The organism is Catellatospora sichuanensis (genome assembly GCF_007483665.1).
Classification (GTDB): domain Bacteria; phylum Actinomycetota; class Actinomycetes; order Mycobacteriales; family Micromonosporaceae; genus Catellatospora; species Catellatospora sichuanensis.
The window spans coordinates 72,275-89,661 of record NZ_VIQO01000032.1; the positions used below are offsets into that span (position 1 = coordinate 72,275).

Consider the following 17,387-nt stretch of genomic DNA (forward strand, 5'->3'; position numbering starts at 1 on the left):
GGCCTTTGTGAATGAGACACGTTCCACTGGTGAAACCTGGCGTCCTAATCGGGGCAAGTCTGTCCGCAAGCCGCTATCCGGCTCGCGCCTCGTGCGGAATGACGCCCGACGAATCAACGCGAGCTACCTCATACGTAATTGAAACACCCAGTTAGAAGGGCCGCGGGCACCGCGATCGGCCGACCGGCAATACAGACGTTCCGGGGCATCACAAATAGTCGGCGGTCATCTGCCATCCGGCGCCTGCGTCGACGTGGCGGGATGAAGCGTTTACGCCATACCGACGACGGCATCCTGTTTCAGGCGCCTGCCAGGTTCGGCAGTGCGGGTGGCCCTGTGGACTGCCAAGCTAGGCGCTGCCAGCTACTGCCTGGACCCGGCCAAAACTTGAGCGAGCCCGGCTAGCGGTGGCGGCCGGAATTCAACATCCCGCTACCCTGTACGCGGCGTCAAAGTCGGCAGCCACCAGACAGCCGTGGACGCGTGCCAGACAATGCCGGGTGCCAACTATCGTCACCCGGCAGTAGCGGGCAAGGCCGACGCCGACCCGCCGGCGGTAGCGCCCGGAGTGGCGGCCTTCACCCGGGTCTGCGTCTACGACCGTCCCGGATCGCTGATCACCACCACGACCACCGGCGGTGACGTGACAACCGCTCCGTCGCCGGCCGCCGCGCGCAGCACACCGGTGCCGCCCATGCCCCGAGATCCCGCCGAACTGGTCACCGAATTGCACACCCTGCTGGCCGTCGCGGGCGTGCCGGGACCTTACGTGCTGGTCGGGCACTCGCTGGGTGGAGCCCTCAGCCAGCTGTACGCCCGGACCTATCCCGACGAGGTGCGCGGCCTGGTCCTCGTCGACGCAACGTCGCCGGCGCACCGGGCCGCGCAGTCCCGGCCGCTGTTCGAGAAAGGGCGGTGCCCGAAGATCCCGCCGGGCACGGTCCCCGGATACCGGACCGAGGCGTACGACATGGGTGCCGTCCACGACCGGATCGAAGCCGCCCCGCCGTTGCGCCCGATGCCGGTGGCCGTGCTGTCGTCGAGTGACCTCGACCTGCCCGATCCGTACACGGCCGGCGAGCGCGCGGACGTGGCCCGTGCCTGGCGAGACGGCCAGGACGCGCTCGCCGCGGGCATACCCGGAGCCGAGCGCGTCACCGTTCCCGGCACCTCGCACTACGTGCAGAGCCAGCGCCGATGCGGTCATCGTGGTGGTGTGCGAGGTTGTCACCCGCGCCGCATCTGCTCGGCCCGCGGCTTCATGAGTGGTCAGGACGCTTTGCGCGAGCCGTGGATCTCGACGAGTCCGTCGACGCCGCGCAGGAACGTCTCGCCGATCGCGGCTGGGTCGAACAGGCAGCCCGCCGCCATGGCGCCGTCGCGCAGCATGACGAAGTGCCGCGCGGCAGGCTCGGCCTTCGTCGGCTCGATGCTCGTCATGAGGGTGTTGATCGTGTCGAGGAACCACTGCCGGTGCGCCAGGACGGCTCGGTGCACGGGGTGGCCGGGGTCGGGATACTCGGCCACCGCGTTAAGGAAGGCGCATCCCCGAAAGTCGGGGGACTGGATGGCCGCCGTGATTCCCGCGGCGATGGCCCTGACGGTGTCGGCGGCGGACGGGCTCGCGGCGACGGCCGCTTCGACCTGGCCGCGGATGGCCTCGTCGGCGCTCTGCAGATGGGCTAGGACCAGGTCTTCCTTGCCGGGGAAATGTCGGTAGAAGGTGGCCCGGGTCACCTTCGCCTCGGAGATGATCCGGTCGACGCCGACCGAGTGGATGCCCTCGGCGTAGAAAATCCTGGTCGCCGTGCTCAGCAGCCGCTGCCGTGCCTCCGAAGGCCGGATTTCGATCTCGGTACGCGCCATGCGGCCATCATAGCGAAAGAACGTTCAGTCTTGTCTGTTGGCAGCCCGAACGCAGAGATAGAACGTTCGGTCTTGACAACCACGCTTCCGCGAGACAGGGTAGTGGCGACAGAACGTTCGGTCTCTCTCGCTCGACGGCCGACCCGCTGGGCCGTAGAGCCACCGCCCCTACCGCAAAGGATCGTCATGACCACCGTTGCCGCTCCCGGCATCTCCACGACGGCGGCCGCGCTGCGGCGGCTGTACTTCGCCCGCTTCGTGTTCGCCATCGTCTGGGCCGCCGTGACGTTCACGATCGCCGACGGCCTCAACCCGCTCGCCGTCACCCTGTTCGTGCTCTACCCGCTGGTCGACGTGGCTGCCGCGATCATCGACGCCCGCTCGTCGCGCGCCACCGGATCGCCCACCCTGCTGTACGTAAACGTCGCGGTCAGCCTGCTCGCCGCGGCCGGCCTCGCCGTCGCCGGCACCTCCGGCGTCCCGGCGGTCCTGCGCGTGTGGGGCGCCTGGGCGGTCGTCGCGGGCCTGGTGCAGCTGATCGTGGGCGTCACCCGCCGCCGCGGGATGGGCGGACAGTGGCCGATGATCATCAGCGGTGCCCTGTCCATGCTCGCCGGCGGCTCGTTCTTCGCGGCCGCCGCCGCGGCCGAGCCGGCGCTGGCCAACGCGATCGGCTACGCCGTCCCCGGAGCGATCTTCTTCCTCATCGCGGCCATCCGGCTCGGCCGCACCGCGAAGCGAACCTGACCGCACGGCACGGCGCTGTCGACGTCGTGGGATCAGTCGGCTGCGGACCTGTTCCGCGGCCGGCTCGCCGTCGGCGGGGCAGGGGCGGCCGTCAGGGCAGGAACGCCTTGGCGGAGCCCCAGAGCACGGCGCGGTTCACCCGATCGGGATACCGAACGACCATCGCCTCGTAGAGCTCGTGGTACGTGCGCGCCTGCCGCGCAGCCGCCAGGAAGTCCTTGATGTGGCAGCGGGTGCCGTCGACCTGTTCGGGGCTGTCCGGGTCGCCGTCGCGCTTGTGGCCCGCGACCACCGCCCGGGGTCGCAGGCCCTCGATGGTGTCCAGAGCGCTCAGCCACTGCTCGGCACCGTCTCCTGTGGCCTCGCTGAGGTACGGGTGCACGTCGCCGTACACCGCGTCGCCGGCGACGACCAGCCCGATCGAGGGCACGTGCAGGGCGCTGGTGCCGTCGGTGTCGGTGTGCCCGAGCTCGATCGCCCGCAGCGTGTGCCCCTCCAGCTCGAGCGTGCCCGGGGTGAGCGGCTGCACCGGCACCTGCCGGCCGGAGATCTGGTCCGGGAACCGCGCTCGCCAGAACGAGTCGAACCACCGCGGCTCGTACTGGCCGCCCATCCGCGCTGTCACGCCAGGTGTCGCGACGACCTGGGCATCCGGGAAACGCTCCAGCACCGCGGGCGTGCCGAAGAAGTGGTCGCCGTGCGCGTGGGTGATGAACACGGTGGTCAGGTTCTTGCCCGTGCCGGCCACCCAGTCGGCCAGCGCCCGCGACTCGTCGATCGTCAGCAGCGGGTCGACCAGGATCGCGTCGCGCTGCCCGTGGATGAGAGTCGACGCGGTCGGCGACCACATCCGCCGTGCCTCACCGGGGGGCAGGTCGTCGGAGACGGCGGGCTTCGAGGGTGCCACCCGGACGGTGTACTGCAGCAGTCGCGCCATTCCTGACCCCTTCCGACGCTTGTCGGTCGCGATCCCGGCCGGGCTGGTCGGACTGGCCGAACTTCCCGATGACTGGGGCTTGGACCGGCCGCAGCGTGATCTGGGCAAGCCGTTCCGCTTACCTCGGCATGGCTATGGGAGGAGGACGGCAGGCCGTACGAGGAGATCAACGCGTTGCTGGAGCCGGTCTTCAACCACGGCTCGGTGGTTCTTGGGACAGGCGGATGCGGCATGTACTGGCATCTGATCGTCAGCGGGCCGCATCGCGGGCACGTCTGGTTCATCTGCGGCGAGGGCGCGATGCCGTTCGCGGCGCAGTTCGGCCACACCACGGGTGAGTCGGGATTCGCCGGGTGGGTCAAGCACTGGTCCGCCGGCAACGAATGGTTCGACGCCGAATGACGAGCCTTACTGCCTGCGACTGCCACAACCGTCACCGGCCGCCGTCACAAGACGGCCGGTGATGGTCGGTAGTCACTGGTGAGCGAGGGCGCGACGCGCGGGCCGAGCGTTGTGCTCGGCGCGTAGCGCTGTCCTTCGGCGATGGCCTGCTCGGGGGTCATCCGCATGATTTCCAGGTCGCTGTGGACGTCCAGCTCCGGGAACCGGGCGCGGATCGTCAGGCCGACGTCGTGGTCCGGCCAGTGCCCGATCTCGGGGCGCCCGTCGGTGAGCCTGGTGGCCAGATTCAGCGTCCCGCTGCCCGACGCAGTGCCCGATCCGCTTCACGCCGCCAGCATGATCCCCGCTTTCCCTCGCGTCAGGGGACGGTGTCCCGCCGGTGCCGCTGATGGAGGCGACACCAGCGGGAAGTGTCCCGCCGGACGGGTACTCCGTGGGCTGGTAGCCGATAGCCGGCCCGCTGTCGGCTGAGCGGTTCCGCCAGGTCATTCGGCCAGGCCCGTGGTGTTCAGCAGCCGCCGCCAGTTGTTCGCGTAGGCGCACCGGTTCCGGCCTCGACGCAGCCGCTCCTCGGCGACACCCGGGCCGCAGACAGTGGCGACCATCGCGGGATAGCCCGGACCGAGGACGACTTCGTCGAAGAAGGTCACCACGTCCGGGGCGAGCACCGCGAACTCGGCCTCTTCGTCCGGATGCTCATACAGGAAGAGATAGTCGTCCGGGTCCATCCAGTAGACGTCCCGGTCCTCGGTGTCGAGCCGGATCGGCCCGCTGCGCGGGATTTCAGCGCGGAGTCTCTTCGGGATGGTCGCCAGTTCGGAACCGAGGATCAGCGGGCTGCCCATGGGGCAGGACGGATCGTCGTGGCGGTCGGCCCAGGGTACGCCGTCGAGGAGTATCTCCGGCGGATCGAAGCGGAAGTTGTCCCCGTGCAGGTGGCCGAAGAGGGCGTACACCTCGGTCAGCGCGGGCATCTCCGGCAGCGGCGAAATGAGCTTCGGTCCACCGAGGTGAACCCCGAAGCCGTGTTCGGCCTCCACCTGGCGCAGCAGCTCCAGCTTCGTCCGGATCCGGTCCAGCGCCGGAGTCATGTCGTCCACCCCGAAGCACCGTAGCGGCACTCGGCTGATATTCGTAGGCGGGCAGTGGAACGTCTTTCATCGCTCTCACATTGTTGACTCGGGGCGTGTCTCACGATGCCGTGGCGGCCGACCTGCCTTGACGGTTGGTCAAAGGGCGGCTCCGTGCGAACTTGGGCGTCGAGTCACCGGGGCCGGTGGTACAGCCCTGCTAACGTCACATCGATGACAGTCAGGGTGAGGCGCGGCCTGCGAGCAGGTGTGTCAACAACCCTGGCGTTGTCGACCGGGCTGCTGACCAACGTCGTCACCCAGGGCTGGGCGTGGCCGGCGTTCGCGGGCCTGCTGGTGTTCGGCACGGGCTGGATCGTGCTGGAGACCTTGTGGCGGCCGGAGGCGACACTTCCGAACATCGCGCCGGTGCCGCGCCAGTTGCCCGCCTGCCCACCAGATCTCATCGGCCGCGACGGCGAACTGGCCCGCCTGGACCGAATGCCGGCTTCCGGCACGGCGTGCGTGCTCGCTGGGACAGCGGGGGTCGGCAAGACCACCCTCGCCGTTTACTGGGGACACCGGGCCGCCGGACGGTTCCCCGGTGGGCAGCTCTATCTCAACCTCCGCGGATTCGACCCGACAGCGCCGCCGCTGACACCCGCGGAGGCGGTCGATGCCGCACTGGCCGCGCTGGGAACCGCACCCGAGGACCTACCCGACGGCCTCGACGCCCGAACCGCGTTGTTGCGCACCATCGCCGCACAGCGGCGAGTACTGATCGTCGCGGACAACGCCCGCGACGCCGCGCAGGTCCGGCCGCTGGTTCCCGGGGCGCGCGGGAGTTTCCTCATAGTCACCAGCCGCCATCAGCTCAGCGGACTGACCGCGGTGGAGGCCGCTCCGATCCTCACCATGGGTCTGCTGAACGCCGACGAAGGCCGACGCCTGCTAGCCCGCAGGCTGGGACCGTCCTGGCTTACCGCGGACCGGTCCGCCGTGGACGGGATCGTCCGCGGCTGTCAGGGCCTGCCTCTCGCGCTCGCGATCGTCGCCGCCAAAGCCGCTGCCCGCCCGGCACTCAGCCCGTCGGCGCTGGCCGAGGATCTGCGGCTGGCGACGTTGCGCGGCGACGAACCGGCGACCGACCTGCGTGCCGTCCTGTCGTGGTCGTACCGGGCGCTGAGCCCTGCCGCCGCGCGGCTCTTCCGGCTGATGCACCTGCATCCCGCGTCCGTCGCCACCGCGGCGGAGCTGTCGGCGCTGGCCGGTGCGGATGCCAGCGCGCAGCTGGCCGAGCTGGTCCGCGCCAGCCTGATCGACGAGATCGCGCTGCACCGCTACACGTGCCACGACCTGCTTCGCCAGTACGCCGCCACGCTTGCGGCCGACGACCAGCCGGCGCGACAGCGGGCGGCCCTGGGCCGCCTTCTTGCGCACGCCCTGAACGCTCCGGCGGACTTCGAGCTGCGCGTGCTCCTGGTGCACAGGGCCGCCGCCGACGGATTCGCCGACGAGGCCGACCGGCTGACCGAAAGCGTCGAAGGCTCCCTGCGGCTGCTCGGCCGCTGGGATGTGCTGGCGGCAGTGGCCGAAGCCGCCCTGGACGTGGCACCGAGCCCCGGGGCTGAGGCCAGGCTGCGGTTCGCGTCAGCCGAAGGCCGCTACAGGCTCGGCGACTACGAGCAAGTCGAGACGCAGGCACGCCGCGCGGTCGACCTCGCTACGTCGATGGAGCTGCGGTTCGCCGCGCTCATGCTCCTTGCCCGCGTCCACGCGGTCACCGGGCGGCCAGAGCAGGCGCTCGCATTCGCCGCCGAAGCGACCGGTCTACCGGTCGGCGACACCGCCGACCAGCTCAACGCGCTGGGCTGGATCCACTCGACCGCCGGCAGCCCGGAGCAGGCGCTGACGCTGTACCTGCGGGCCTTGGCCGCCGCGCGAGCGGGCGGTGACCGCCAGAAACAGGCGGTGACGCTGCACAACATCGGTGACGCGCACCTGGCCTGCGGCCGCCACCGCCTTGCCGCTGACGCTTTCCGTGAGTCGATCGAGATCTGCCGCAGTCTCGGCGATCGCGACGGCGAAGGCGTGGTGCTGCGACGCCTCGCCGTCGCCTACGACGCCTGTGGACGGCATCGCCGTGCCCGCCGGGCACGCGCGGCGGCGGCCGCGTTGTGAGCACCACGACCAACACGTCACGACCGGTGTGCGCCTCACCGGTCGTGACGCGAGCGGCCTGGCCGCCCAAGTGCTCCAGGTTACCGGCGTATCGGTACGCTGCTGCGCCGTGAGCCAGCCGGGAAGGGTTAGGGCGTCCGGCCCGCGCGGTCAGCAAGCGCCAGGTACGGGCCGGGTCCCGCACCTGAACCGGTGCGGGACCCGGCGACCGACCCGGGATCAGTCCTCGACGCTCCTCGCGGCGGCCAGCTCACGCAGCACCGTGTCCAGACTGTCGCGGGCAGCGGTCAACGTCGAGATCTGCTGCGCGGCCCGGTCGAGCGCCTCGTCGTCCGCAGCCCCGGCCCGCAGCGCCGTCCGCAACTCAGCCACCTGGCCGCGCCAGCCGGTGCGCTGTGGCCCGTCGCCCAGGATCTGCTCCGCCTGCCGCGCCGCCGCCCCGTCGGCCTGTACCTGCAGCTGAGCCCGCCTGTCCCGCAGGTGCTGCGACGCCCGCTCCTGCTGCTGCATATGCAGCAGCTCCAGCAGCACCGGCGCCACGTCCGCGGCGATCCGCAGCGTGTGCGCGGTGTTCTTCAGCTTCTCCGCGTGGGCGGGGCTGGTGATGCCCCCCGGCTTGCGCAGGTAGGAGATCAGGTCGGCCACGCCCTCGTGCTTCTGCAGGCTCGCCACGTCCTGCGCGTACTGCGGGTTGGTGAGCACCCCGTCGATGCCCAGCAGCGACAGCGTACGGGCGTACACGTCGGGGTGGATCCGGTCCACCAGGGACTGGTATTCGGTGAGGTGATGCGGCACGTCGGAGCTCTTGATGCCCAGCCGCAGCTCCTGCATCTTGTCGGCCACCAGCAGACCCTTGGCCACGAACTCGTTGAGCTGGGCGTCGAACCGGCCCGCGGTCGGCGCGCCGACTCTTTTGACGAACTGCTCGACGTGCGTGCCCACCACCTGGCTCCCGGAGCCGGCCCCCGCGGGCGTCAGCTCGATCTGGGCGCGCCGGGCCAGCGCGACCAGCTTGCTGGTGGACTCGGCGTGCCAGACCGCGACGCAGGAGTTCAGCCGCTCGCTGATCTGCTCGGCGAGCTGCTCGTTCGACTCCACGTCGCTCTGCATGATCACGTTGTGCATCTCGTCGCGGATGTCGTCACGCAGCCGGCTCGCCGCCGACGCGTCGATAGCCGCCAGCTCCTCTTCCAGCACCAGCACCTGGGACCGGTCCGCCTGCATCCTGCGGAGCTGGTCCTGCGACTGCGCCAGCGCCGCCGTGGCCTGGTCGAGCGCGACCGCACCGGCTCGGGCCCAGTGCCGCAGCTGCGCGGCCGCCCGCAGCCGCGGCACCTGCCCGGCGTCCAGCGCCGCGCGCAGCTGCGCCACGCCGTCCCACTCCCGGCCCTCGGCGAACGCCGCCGCGTCCGGCTGCGGGTTGCGCGCGTGCTGCCCGCCCAGGTCGGCGACCACCGCGATGACCGGCGGCAGCTCGCCGCGCACGTGCCGCTGCAACGCCGTCACCACCGCGGCCCGCTTGCGCTCGACCATCGCCCGGAAGCCGTCGAGGTCGTCGACCGGGTCTACCCCGGCCATGTCGGCCTTGCTGATGACCACCACCAGCGCCCCCGCAGGGAAGAACCCGCCGCCGTACGGGGTGATCGCCGTCCCGTCCACCAGCGCCGCCAGCCGGTCGACGTCGGTGCCCAGCAGCTGCGGTGTCACCGTGACCACCAGCAGGTCCGTCGCCGCGACCGAGGACAGCGCCAACAGGTCGTGCCGCCGCTCGTCACTGCCCAACCCCGGCGTGTCCACGTAGGTCACTCCCGTCGAGCGGGCTTCGCGGATCTCATAGGTCTCCCGGGAGGCGCTGACGGTCAGCCACTGCGGGACCGGGCTTGCGTCCTCCACCAGCAGCCGCTTGATCAGGCTCGACTTGCCGGCGCTCCACGGCCCCACCAGGGTCACCCGCAGCGCGTCGGAGTCGGCGACCTGACGCCACGCACTGTCGGTGTCGGCGGCGCTCTGCGGCCCGGCGGCGGCCTCGATCGCCTCGCGCAGGCGCTGCACCCATCGCGTACTCATGCGTTCTCTCCTCCAAGTAGCCCCAGCGCCAGAATCCGCGCGTCCTCGTACCGGCTCAGCCTCGCGCCGAGCGCTTCGACCTGCCAGGCGCCCACCCGCAGCCGCTCGGTGGCCTCGTCGATCGCCTGGTCGAGCAAACCACCCTGGGTCAACAGCCACGACAGTCCGGGATGTGCCTGCACCAGTTGCGCTACCCACCGCCGGGCGTCGTCGAACAGCCTCGCCTCGTCCTGCTCGCGCTCGCCCTCGCGGCGCTTGCGGGAACGGGCCGACAGCAGGTCTTCGGCGGTCGTGGCGATCAGCGGCACGAACGGGGCGACCCGGATGAACCGCGCGGCGACTGTGCTGCCCTCACCGGCGAGCCGGCCCACCGTCTTGAGCCTCGACAGCGCCGACACCGCGCTACCGGTCCGGCCGAGCAGTGACGAGTCGGTGGCGCGCTGCAGGAACCGGGCCTGCAGGCGCACGTTCGGGTCGCGCTGGTGCGGGATCGTCGCCACCGCCTCGTAGGTGGCCATGTCCTGCGCCCAGTGGTCCACCTGCCGCTGTACGGCTGCGGCCCACTCGTCGACGTACGCCTGCAGGTCAGGCCGCTCATGCAGGCGCAGGATCTGCTGGGCGATGGCGGCCTGCTCCTCCTTTTCGGTCGCGGCGTCCCACTGGTCCAGGTGGGCGCGGACCGCGCCGGTGATGATCCAGTCGAGCCGGTCGGTGGCCGCCGACCGCAGCGCGACGGCGTTCTCCAGGCGCAGCCGCAGGTCGGCCTGCAGCATGCGCAGGCTGTCCAGCTCCTGTTCGACCTCGGCGTGCGCCGCCCGCGCGTCCTCGGCCAGGCCGCTGAGCCGGCTCACCGCGCCCAGCAGGACCCCGGCGTCCACCGCGGACGGCAGCAGCCAGGCCCGCGACGAGCGCCAGCCGTCGCAGAAGTCCTCGGTGCCGTCCCAGTCGGCGGGCTGCCCGATCCCCGCCACCGGGTCCGGGGCCAGGCTGACCACCTGCACCGCGCCGATGAGCCGATCCTGCGGGCCCTGCAGCCGGTGCAGCTCGGCCAGCAGCTCGGCCTCCTTGCGGCGGCACCGCCGCACGAACTCCTCCGGCGACTCGACCGGGTCGGCCCCCATCACGTCGGCGTGCCCGATCACGAAGATCACCCGGTCGGCGCGGGGCAGGACGCCGTGCGCCGGATCACCGCCGATCACGGCGCGCAGATGGGGGGTGGCGGTGAGGTTCGGGCTGAGCATGTACCAGATGAACGCCGCGTCGTGCAGCGCCTCGGCGGTGCCCGGATCGCCCAGCGGCGGCGTGTCGACCAGCGTCACCCCTTCCCACGGATAGTGCCGCACCCGGGTGGTCGGGCCGGTCTCCACCGCCACCGGCGCGCCCGTCAGCGACACCATCCGCCGGATCAGCGCCGTCTTGCCGGTGCCCCGGTCGCCGACCACCGCCACCCGGGGCGCCTGCTCGGCGAGCAGCGTACGCAGCTGGGCCAGCGCCGCCTCGGCCGCCGGATCGGCCGCCGGGTCGTGCCCGTTGGCCGTCCACGTGTGCAGCCATCGCTGCGCCGCCCCGGCCGCCACCGGGCGGGCGCGGCGTACGGTCTGCGCCACCCGGGCCGCCGCGACCCGGTGCTCGGCCGGGAACGGCCGTCCGGCGGACGCGTCGACGGCCACGGCTGCGGGCGTCTCGTCGACCCAGTCGTCGCCCAGCCACACCCGGCGGCCGGGACGGCCCGTGGCGGCGTACTCCGCCTCGATCGAGGCCACCGCCGCCGACACCGCGTCGCGGCCCAGCGCGGTGGGCCCGATCTCGTCACACGCCGCGGTGAGCAACGCGGCGTGCCGCACCGCCCGGTGCTCCTGCTCGCGCAGCGCCAGCGCCGACCGGACCAGGTCGCTGCTGGCGGCCACCACCTGGTCGAACGCGATGCGCAGCAGCCGCGCCCGGACCTGCTGCGACAGCTGGGCGAAGTAGCCGCGCACCGCCAGCCGGGCCTGGGCCAGCGCCGCCGCCCGCGTCTCGCGCTTGCGGATCAGGCCCTTCTTGCGGACCCGGCGGCCGATGATGTCGCCGATGATGCCGACCACGGCCATCGGTGGGAACACCACGGTGCCCGCGGCGGCCATCGCCGAGCCGTACCGCACGAAGTTGCCGCCCATCCGCAGGCCCTTGCCTGCGCTGCCGTCGAATGAGGCGCCGGCCGCGGGCATGCTGACGTGCAGGTCGGCCTCGACGGCGTCGAGGCGGTGGCGCAGGTGGGCGGTGAACGCCGCCGCGACCGCCTGGACGGCTGCTTCGACCTCGTGCTGGGCGAAGACGGCGCCGGCGAATTCGTCATCGTCGATGACCCGGTTGCGTGCGAAGGCGTCGTCGACCAGCACCTCGGCCCGGCGTAGCGCGACCCGCTCCAGCGGCCCGAAATGGGAGGTCATCAGGTTGGCCACGTAGTCGACGACCACCCCGGGGCCGTCGGCGAAGACGGTCTGGTCGCTGCGCCGCTGCAACTCCACCAGGTCGGTCAGCACCTGCCCGGTGGCCGGGGGAACCTCCTGCTGACCCGCCGCGTAGTACAGGTGCCGGTAGTCGCCGAACAGCCACAGCACCTTGGCCAGGGCCTGCTCCACCACCACCGCGCGGGCCCGCAGGTCGGCGGCCAGGTCGGTGAGCTCGCGCGCCCCGTCGGATGCCTGCGACACCAGCTGCCGCCGCAGCGAGCCGAGCCGCAGACCGACCGCGTCGGTGGTGATCGCCCTGGCCATCAACCGCTCCAGCACGTCCACGTGCGACCAGGCCATGAGGTTGGCGACGCCGTAGTCACGGCGGTGCTTGCGGAAGGTCACCGCGTCGTAGCCGTCGTAGTCCTCGGGCAGGCGGGCGAAGGCCGCCCGCCTGCTGTTGATCGCGACGATCGGCACCTCGGGCAGCCCGATCTCGGACAGCTGGCCCTGCAGCCACAGCGCAGACTGCGCCACCGCGTCGGACAGCTGGCGGCGAAACGCCGGATCGGGCACCCGCGGCGGCTGGCGCCACAGCGCGTTCTTGACGTTGAGCACCGCGATGGCCTGTTTGCCGAACTCGGCCACCCACCGGGAGATCTCCGCGAACTCGGTGATCTGGGTGACGGTGTCGTCGAAGCACAGCAGCACCAGATCGGCGGTGCGCACCGCGGCGCGGGCTCGTTCGTGCAGCTCCGCGGCGTCGACGGTGCGGCCCCAGCCGCCGGTGCCGGGGGTGTCGACCAGCCTGCTGCCCTGCCAGAGCAGCGCCCCGACCTCCGTGGTGAAGTCGTTGTCGCCCGGGGAGATGAGCGTGCCGTCGCCACGACCCAGCGCCGTGATCAGGGTGCTCTTGCCGGCCCCGGTGCGGCCGAAGAAGACCACGTTGAACGTGTCGATCTCGGCGAGCTGGTCGGTGACCATGGTACGCAGCGCGGCGGCCGCTTTCGCGGCCAGTCGCCCGGCCTCGTCCGGCGCCGCGCCCGCCGACAGCTCGGCGTCCAGCCGCGCGACCAGCTCGCGCAGCGCGGCCGCGACCGGACGGCTCTGCGCCACCGCCGCGGCGCAGGCCCGCTGGAACTCCGCTCCGCTGTCGGGCGTGGATGCCGCGCCAGGGGTCGTCGGCATCTCCGTCATGCGTTCACCGCCACCACACTCCATACCCGCACTCGATGACGCATGCTCGACCAAACGTTTCCAGAGGACGGTCCAGTGTCCCCGACCGGTGCGACACAGGACGCGCCTCTGCGGCGAAGGTGCCCTGCGGCGGTGGCCGGTATGCGTGGCGCTTGCTTCAGATGGACGGGTGGCGGCCCTCTGACCTACGAGTACTCTCGTGCGGATGATCTCGCATGAAGAAACAGACGTGCTCCGCAGCTGGGCAAAGGGTTTGTCCGCAGTCAGGCGCAACTCCGTGCCCATCGAGACCACCTGGGGTCTGCGGATCGACGAGGTCCGGCCGAAGACCCGCGCCCGCTGTCTGGTGTTTCGCGACGACCTCGACGCGGTGCGCAGCGCGGCGAAGGACGCGAGCGCTCCGCACGGTGTGATCATCGTTGTCGCCGCCGAGGACGCGGTAGCCGCCCTGCTCGGGCCAGCCTGGCAAAGCACGCCGCCAGAGCCAATCATGACGACCACGCTTCGGCAGATCCCGTCGAGCGTCCCCGCCGGCTATGACCTCAGCACCACGATCGACGCTGGCGTCATCAACGTGCGCGTACATTCCGAGGGCGAGGTCGCCGCGGCTGGATACACCGCCGTGGTGGACGGTGTCGCCGTCGTGGATCGTGTCGCCACCGATCCCGCACATCAGCGCCGTGGCTTGGGCACAGCGGTGATGAACGCACTAGCAGTGGCAGCCATAGACCAAGGGGCTGTGACCGCCGCACTCCACGGGACAGAGGAAGGACGTGCGCTCTACGAGGGTCTCGGCTGGCAATTGCGCTCAAAGATCACGAGCTTCACTCACGCGGCATGATCTTGACGACTGTGGCGGCGGGTGCGAACACGCCCAATCCGGCCCGCAGCACGGGAAGAAGTCGGGACGGCGCCATCCGGATATTCGGCGATCAGACTGTCCAGAATGCTCTTGTCAACCGTGCCGATTGAGAAGACGGCTCGGCGACCATCTGACTTGCACAGCGGCCAACTAAATTGCTCCGTTACAAGTGGCTGCCCCAAGACCCGACGGAATGCAACCACCTTGCGGGTCGGTCCGGTGGGTCCCCGGCCTCGACGCACCTACGGTTTCGGGAACCGCTGCCGGACTGCTGGCAGTTGAGAGATCGTCGAGGCCTTTGTCGAGCCTGGGCGCTAGGCCGGCGAGCAGCTGAGGAACGGTCGTCCATCCATCGGGTGAAGGCGCATCATCGCCGACGGCGCTCGTAGCGCCCGATGGCGCGGTCGAACTGCTGGCGCTGCGGTGTCGGTGTTCGAATCGTCGGCGGCCGGCGGCACTCAGCTACCACTCCGTCCCGTTCAGCATCGAAAAATTCATATGGCCAGCTCGATGGCGGGTTTGCGGCCGGTACATGCTGAGACCCCCTTGACGGGTGCGAGGGCGGGCGTTACGTTCCGCGCGCAGGGTCACTACTCATGATCCTGATTGGAGCACCAACACGGGGGAGTGCGGTTCATGGTGTCCATGTTCCGTTTAACGGGCTTTGTCAGCGCCGCCGCAGTGGCGGTTTCCTTCTTGACCTTCGGCGGTGTCGGTCCGGCGTATGCGGATCCGGTCCCCGTCCCATCCCTGGTGGACGACGGGGCGTATCCCGGGGCCGCGCAGATCCTGGCAGAGCAGAACGTCCGCCTGATCGCCGGGGACGGGCACATTGTCCTGGCCGACTGCGCGACGCCCCCGGTCGGCGACATCGGCCTGCTGAAGGTACACACGACCGATGAGACGATCGGCGCGGACGGGATCGGCCGGGTCTGCTTTCAGGTGACCGCGCCGGGCGGCTGGCTGAGCCTCATGGTTCCGGGCGTGTACGAGATCCGCGGCGACGGGCAGCGCACGGGCACCGGCCATGAGGTCACCGCGGAACTGGTCGACGACGACGACGAGCAGATCACCGTGACAGTCGACCCGGACGGCAGTACGCCGGTCGGCCTGGGTGCGGACCCGAACGCGGCACCGACCATGCTGCTCCAGTTGCGTGCGGGCGCGGGCCTGGCCCCGGTGACCGGAGCGCAGGCGGCCGTCGGCAAGCTCACCACACGCGAGCGCATGTGCACCGTCACTCTCGTCGCGCCGCGATGGGTGCTGGGCGCGGCGGGGTGCTTCGCCGCGGACCCGTTGGCACCGGCGCTGACCGAGGGTGTGCCGGTCGAGGCCGCGACGGTCGTGTTCCCGGGCCATGCCCCGGTGGGCGTGAACTGGCTGAGCCCCCGCGCGGGCCGTGATGTGACCCTGGCTCGCCTGGCGGCGCCGATCGTCGACGTGACGCCGGTCGGGCTGGCGGCGGCGGTTGCGCCGGTCGGCCTGCCCGTGCCGGCGGTCGGCTATGGGCACACTGCCACCGGCTGGTTGACCGACGCGCAGCAGACGGCCCAGATCACTTTCGGGTCGGGCTCGGCGACGACCCTGATGGCCGCCTCCGGACCTCTGGTGTGTAAGGGGATGGCGGGCGCACCGATCATCGTGGGCGGCAGTGTCGCTGCCATTCTCAGCCGGGCCGGGCAGGCCGGCTGCTTTGAGACCACCGGTGCCGGCAGTGCCGTCACGGCCGCCCGTACCGACGGCCTGGCGACGTGGTTCACCGCCGTGACGACGGCCGACGCCGACCACACCTGGAGCCTGGCCGACGCGCCCGGCATGGCGGGCGAGGCGGTGACCGCCTCCGCCGACGTGGTGTACGCCGGAACCGGCCGGCCGCTGACCGCCACTGCGGGGGCGACCTGGAGCACCGGCGACACCTTCAGCCCGGCGGTCGACCTCAACGGCACGTCGGGATCGCTGGCGACCAGCGACCCGGCCGTCGCCACGGAGGGCTCGTTCACGGTTTCGGCCTGGGTCAAGCCGACCACCGCCACCGGGTCGGTGCTGTCCCAGGACGGCGGAAACGGTCGGATCTTCGACCTCTACGCCAGTGGTGGTTCCGCGCGGTCGTGGATGTTCGGCATCCACAACGGCAACGAGCCGTTCGGCCTGTTCGGCATCAGCTCGGGGACCGGCACCGTCGAGATCGGCAAGTGGACCCACCTGACCGCCACGTACAGCAGCACCGACCAGGTCATGAAGCTGTACGTGAACGGTGTCGAGGTCGCCGCCGGCCACCAGGCCACCGCGCCGATCGCGTCGTCCGGTGCGTTCCGGGTCGGTGCCAGTCGCGCGAACGGATCGGTCGGCAACTTCTTCGCCGGCCGTGTCTCGACCGTCCGGACGTGGAACCGGCTGGTCGAGCCCGCACCGGCGGCCACATCGGGTGCCTACTACCAGCGGCTGGCCGCGCCGACCCGCTTCCTGGACACCCGCACCGGCATCGGCGCTCCTGCCGGCGCAGTCGCCCGCAACACCGTCGTCCGGTTGCAGATCGCGGGGGTCAACGGCATCCCGGCCACCGGCGTCACGGCCGTGGCGCTGAACCTGGCGGCCGTCGCCCCGGCCGACCGCGGCTGGATCAAGGCGTGGCCTGACCTCACCCCGAGGCCGTACGCCACGACGATGGTGTATGCCGCCGGGGCGGTCACCTCGGGTTACGCGATCGTGCCGGTCGGCAGCAACGGGTACATCAACATCTCGCCGGTCAATCCGTCGCCGTATAAACCCATCCCGCCCGTGGACACGAGCACGCAGCTCATCGCCGATGTGAGCGGCTACTTCACCACCGACAGCGGCACCGGCGCGAGTTCGTACACGCCGTTCGGCCCGAAGCGGTTCGCCGACAGCCGGACCGGTGCAGGCGGTCACAGCGGCCTGATCGCGGCCGGCGCCACCCGGGACTACAAGGTCACCGGGCTGGCAACCGGATCGGTGACCGTCCCCAACGGGATCACCGCAGTCGTGGCCAACGTGACGACCGTGTCAGCCTCGGCCGCCGGGTTCATCACCACCTGGGAGCAGGGGCAGGCCAAGCCGGCCGCGTCCGGGCTGCAATACCGGGCCACCGACGGGTACGCGGGGATGGCGATCATCCCGGTCAACCCTGCCACGGGGAAGTTCTCGCTCAGCGCCAGCCAGTCGACGCACGTCGTCATCGACGTCCTCGGCTATTTCACGCCCGGTACGGCCGGACTGAAGTACCACACGTTCCCGTCGGTCAGCCTGCTCGACACCTCGGTCACGCACACGTTCATCCCGGCCGCCGGCAGCACCACGGTGCTCCCACCGGCGGCCATGGGCACCGGCGCAGTGCTGATCGCCGTGCTCACAGCCTCGGCTGACGTCGGCGGGAACCTCATGGCGTATCCGGATGCCCCGACTGCGCCGGACACGTCGACGCTGAACTACCGAACCACCGGCGGCATCAGCAACCTGGCCATCGTCCCGGGCGGCACCGGCGGCGCGGTCAAGGTCGCCGTGTCCGGATCAGCTCAGGTCTGGGCGTCGATGTCCAGCAACGGTTACTTCGCCGGCGCCTGACGCCGCCCGGCACCAGCGCTTCGCATCAGTCTCATGGGGGTACG

General features: G+C 71.0%; 10 protein-coding genes and 1 pseudogene. 6 read left to right on the plus strand and 5 right to left on the minus strand.

Annotated elements, in window-relative coordinates; all coding sequences use genetic code 11:
- Positions 1 to 493: 493 nt before the first annotated feature.
- A pseudogene (locus FLL47_RS43760) lies at positions 494 to 1,177 on the plus strand (alpha/beta fold hydrolase); the annotation flags it as partial.
- Between the two features lie 92 nt (positions 1,178 to 1,269).
- On the opposite strand, the gene FLL47_RS35485 reads toward FLL47_RS43760, so the two are convergent.
- Positions 1,270 to 1,866, minus strand: a complete 597-nt coding sequence (locus FLL47_RS35485; RefSeq protein ID WP_144127037.1) for a TetR/AcrR family transcriptional regulator — start codon at positions 1,864 to 1,866, stop codon at positions 1,270 to 1,272.
- A 186-nt stretch (positions 1,867 to 2,052) separates the two neighbouring features.
- On the opposite strand from FLL47_RS35485, the gene FLL47_RS35490 reads away from it, so the two are divergent.
- The gene (locus tag FLL47_RS35490; protein ID WP_144127038.1) at positions 2,053 to 2,613 is read left to right on the plus strand and encodes a hypothetical protein; all 561 of its coding nucleotides are present in this window, start codon (positions 2,053 to 2,055) and stop codon (positions 2,611 to 2,613) included.
- A gap of 91 nt (positions 2,614 to 2,704) precedes the next feature.
- On the opposite strand, the gene FLL47_RS35495 is transcribed toward FLL47_RS35490, so the two are convergent.
- Positions 2,705 to 3,550: an MBL fold metallo-hydrolase gene (locus tag FLL47_RS35495; protein WP_144127039.1), complete on the minus strand. Its 846-nt coding sequence runs from the start codon at positions 3,548 to 3,550 to the stop codon at positions 2,705 to 2,707.
- Between the two features lie 174 nt (positions 3,551 to 3,724).
- On the opposite strand from FLL47_RS35495, the gene FLL47_RS35500 reads away from it, so the two are divergent.
- Positions 3,725 to 3,952 (plus strand): hypothetical protein, encoded by a 228-nt coding sequence (locus FLL47_RS35500; protein ID WP_144127040.1) that lies wholly within the window; start codon positions 3,725 to 3,727, stop codon positions 3,950 to 3,952.
- A 485-nt stretch (positions 3,953 to 4,437) separates the two neighbouring features.
- Here FLL47_RS35500 and FLL47_RS35505 read toward each other — a convergent pair whose 3' ends face one another.
- A complete protein-coding gene (locus FLL47_RS35505; RefSeq protein ID WP_144127041.1) occupies positions 4,438 to 5,052 on the minus strand; it encodes a hypothetical protein in 615 nt (204 codons plus the stop codon).
- A gap of 240 nt (positions 5,053 to 5,292) precedes the next feature.
- Here FLL47_RS35505 and FLL47_RS35510 point away from each other — a divergent pair, with 240 nt between their 5' ends.
- Positions 5,293 to 7,203: a tetratricopeptide repeat protein gene (locus FLL47_RS35510; protein WP_186316105.1), complete on the plus strand. Its 1,911-nt coding sequence runs from the start codon at positions 5,293 to 5,295 to the stop codon at positions 7,201 to 7,203.
- Between the two features lie 219 nt (positions 7,204 to 7,422).
- Here FLL47_RS35510 and FLL47_RS35515 read toward each other — a convergent pair whose 3' ends face one another.
- Entirely contained in the window at positions 7,423 to 9,270 is a 1,848-nt protein-coding gene (locus FLL47_RS35515; protein ID WP_144127043.1) for a GTPase, read from the minus strand.
- Positions 9,267 to 12,899, minus strand: coding sequence for a GTPase (locus FLL47_RS35520; RefSeq protein ID WP_186316106.1), 3,633 nt, complete (start codon positions 12,897 to 12,899; stop codon positions 9,267 to 9,269). The genes FLL47_RS35515 and FLL47_RS35520 overlap by 4 nt, the downstream gene beginning before the upstream one ends.
- Before the next feature lie 205 nt (positions 12,900 to 13,104).
- Here FLL47_RS35520 and FLL47_RS35525 point away from each other — a divergent pair, with 205 nt between their 5' ends.
- Positions 13,105 to 13,740 (plus strand): GNAT family N-acetyltransferase, encoded by a 636-nt coding sequence (locus FLL47_RS35525; RefSeq protein ID WP_246159083.1) that lies wholly within the window; start codon positions 13,105 to 13,107, stop codon positions 13,738 to 13,740.
- A 717-nt stretch (positions 13,741 to 14,457) separates the two neighbouring features.
- The gene (locus FLL47_RS35530) at positions 14,458 to 17,343 is read left to right on the plus strand and encodes a LamG-like jellyroll fold domain-containing protein (protein ID WP_186316107.1); all 2,886 of its coding nucleotides are present in this window, start codon (positions 14,458 to 14,460) and stop codon (positions 17,341 to 17,343) included.
- Positions 17,344 to 17,387 lie beyond the last annotated feature (44 nt).